Here is a 2719-nt window from a genome sequence, read left to right as displayed (position 1 = left end):
CCTAGGATTGGCCCCTAGCGGCCGCGGTGAAACGGACAAGGTGATGCTGAATCAGGGGATGAACCGCAAACTCATACCAAATCTGGTGAGACACAGGATTCGTTCAAGGGTGGAGCAGTATCCCGATGCCTGTGGCCCATGGACACAAGGACGGCAGGAGGGTCGAAGGCAGGATGTCCCATGATTCAACCGGACTTGCTATGAAACCTCCTACCAAGGGTTGCAAAGTCCTAAGCTTCTCAAGAACATCTCGGATCATCCCCTCCCACGGTAATCACTGTGGGAGGGGGCGATCGCTGGTCAAGGAAAAGGCACCACAGAGACGGTTTTTGCCCTCCCCGAGGATGACGACAGCAAGACAGACGATCGTTTAAGCTGGAAAAGTGACGATGAGATCAATTGGGGGCTACCCTAGCGTCTTTCCAACCATTCCTACTCCTTGTTTAACCCACTTCATCCCTGTTGTAACGGAGCCAACTCGATCTGTGACTGATTCTGACCATGCCCTGAGCCATCCTCAACCCTCCCCATCTCCCTCCCATCCGGCAGAGAAGCCATCGTCGTCCTGCCACGAAAGCGATCGCAAGATTCAGGAGCTAAAACAGGTGCTCGACCATCATCGGGGCGATCGCGTTTTGGTGCTGCTCCAGGATTTTCCTGATCCCGATGCCCTGTCCTGCGCTTGGGCCTTTCAACTGATTGCCAAACAGTATGAAATCCGCTGTGACTTAGTCTACGCAGGCACCCTCAGCCATCAGGAAAATATTGCTCTTGTGAAACTCACAGGGCTGCCAGTGCAACGTTGGACACCGCAGAAAGCCCGAGAGCGAGATCTATCCACCTATCAAGGCTATGTGCTGATCGACAGCCAAGGCGGCACCACCCAACTCCTATCGTTGGTGCAATCTGCTAACATTCCTGCCCTAATTATTGTGGATCACCACAGCGTCCAGGATGACCTCAAACCAGAATTTGCTGACATTCGTTCTTATACCCGCGCTACCGCCACTATTTTTACTCAATATATCCAAGCCGGGCTGATTAAATTTGATACAGGTAATCGAGAGCATGTGAAATGTGCTACGGCTCTCATCCATGGGCTGCGATCGGATACCAATGGACTGATGCACGCTCAGGAAGAAGATTTTTTGGCGGCAGGCTTTCTCAGTCGGTTTCATGATTCCCAACTGTTAAATGCCGTATTACAAGCGTCCCGATCAAAGCAAGTTATGGATGTGATTGAACGAGCCTTGCGCAATCGGGTCTTAGAAAATAACTTCTCTATTTCTGGAATTGGCTATCTGCGCTATGACTATCGGGATGCTATTCCCCAAGCCGCCGACTTTTTAGTTACCGAAGAGAATGTCCATACGGCTGTCGTCTATGGTATTGTCTATGACGAAGACGAAGATCTAGAAGTGGTGATTGGATCGCTGCGCACCAATAAGATAACCCTAGATCCCGATGAGTTCATCAAAGAGGCCTTTGGGCAAGATAACCAGGGACGCTTCTTTGGCGGCGGACGCGCTATGGCTGGCGGCTTCGAGATTCCCATGGGATTTTTAACTGGATACAACGAAAATTCTGAATATACCCAGCTCAAATGGCAAGTCTTCGATGCTCAGATCAAGCAAAAGCTGGAGCGGTTGGTGGATCCAGAAGAGGGCGAGATTCGCACGATGTAGACCATGACAGATTCAGAACTCTATACAAATCAGATAAGCTTAAGCGATAGCATTAAACAGCAGGCTCAATCCCTCGGTTTCCATCGGGTCGGCATTGCTAGCGTTGAAGCCGCCGATCGCGACGGAGCTACCCAGCGCCTGCAGGCGTGGCTCAACCAGGGCTACCAGGCTGACATGGCTTGGATGACTAACCCTAAACGGCAAGATATTTACCAGGTAATGCCCACGGTGCGATCGCTTATCTGTGTGGCGTTGAACTACTACACCCCCCACGCCCATAGCGATGATCCTAGCCACGGCAAAATCTCCCGCTATGGTTGGGGGCGCGACTACCATCGCGTCTTGCAATCACGGCTGAAGGCGCTGGCTACCTGGATTGAACAGCAGGGTGAGGGTATCGAAACTCGCTACTACGTCGATACGGGCCCTGTCTCAGATAAGTTTTGGGCAGAACAGGCTGGCATTGGCTGGGTGGCCAAAAACGGTAATTTGATCACCCGCGACTACGGTTCCTGGGTGTTCCTCGGCGAAGTGCTGACTAACCTTGACCTCACCTCCGATCACCCCCATATTCCCCACTGCGGCACCTGCACCCGTTGCATGGACGCTTGCCCGACCGGAGCGATCGCCCAACCCTTTGTGGTAGACGCCAATCGCTGCATCGCCTATCACACAATTGAGAACCGCGATGACCAGCTTCCCGAGGCGATCGCTAGCCAGATGCAGGGCTGGGTCGCAGGCTGCGATATCTGCCAAGATGTTTGTCCTTGGAATCAGCGTTTTGCCCAGGAAACCGACATACCAGACTTTCAGCCCTATCCTTGGAATATTGCGCCAATCTTAGCCGACTTAGCAGTTAGCACCGACGAAGACTGCGATCGCCGCTTTCGAGCCTCCGCCCTGCGACGCATTAAACCCGCCATGGTACGCCGCAATGCCCAGGCAGCCCTCGCCCACCGACGGAGTACCTCACTGGAACAGGAATCCGGAGAGCAGGAGCGGCAGCAAGAGAGCGATCGCTAAAATCACCACGA

At 53.1% G+C, this 2719-nt stretch carries 2 protein-coding genes; both read left to right on the top strand.

The annotated features are described in order from the left end of the window. The first annotated feature begins 485 nt into the window (after positions 1 to 485). Positions 486 to 1685: a bifunctional oligoribonuclease/PAP phosphatase NrnA gene (locus V6D20_17960; GenBank protein ID HEY9817668.1), complete on the top strand. Its 1200-nt coding sequence runs from the start codon at positions 486 to 488 to the stop codon at positions 1683 to 1685. Positions 1686 to 1688: 3 nt separating this feature from the next. Continuing rightward, complete coding sequence (queG, locus tag V6D20_17955) at positions 1689 to 2708, top strand: tRNA epoxyqueuosine(34) reductase QueG (GenBank protein HEY9817667.1); 1020 nt, start codon at positions 1689 to 1691, stop codon at positions 2706 to 2708. The last annotated feature ends 11 nt before the right edge of the window (positions 2709 to 2719 follow it).

The sequence above is a fragment of the Candidatus Obscuribacterales bacterium genome (assembly GCA_036703605.1).
In the GTDB taxonomy this organism is placed as follows: Bacteria; Cyanobacteriota; Cyanobacteriia; order RECH01; family RECH01; genus RECH01.
This window is presented reverse-complemented; position numbering and strand designations above follow the sequence as displayed.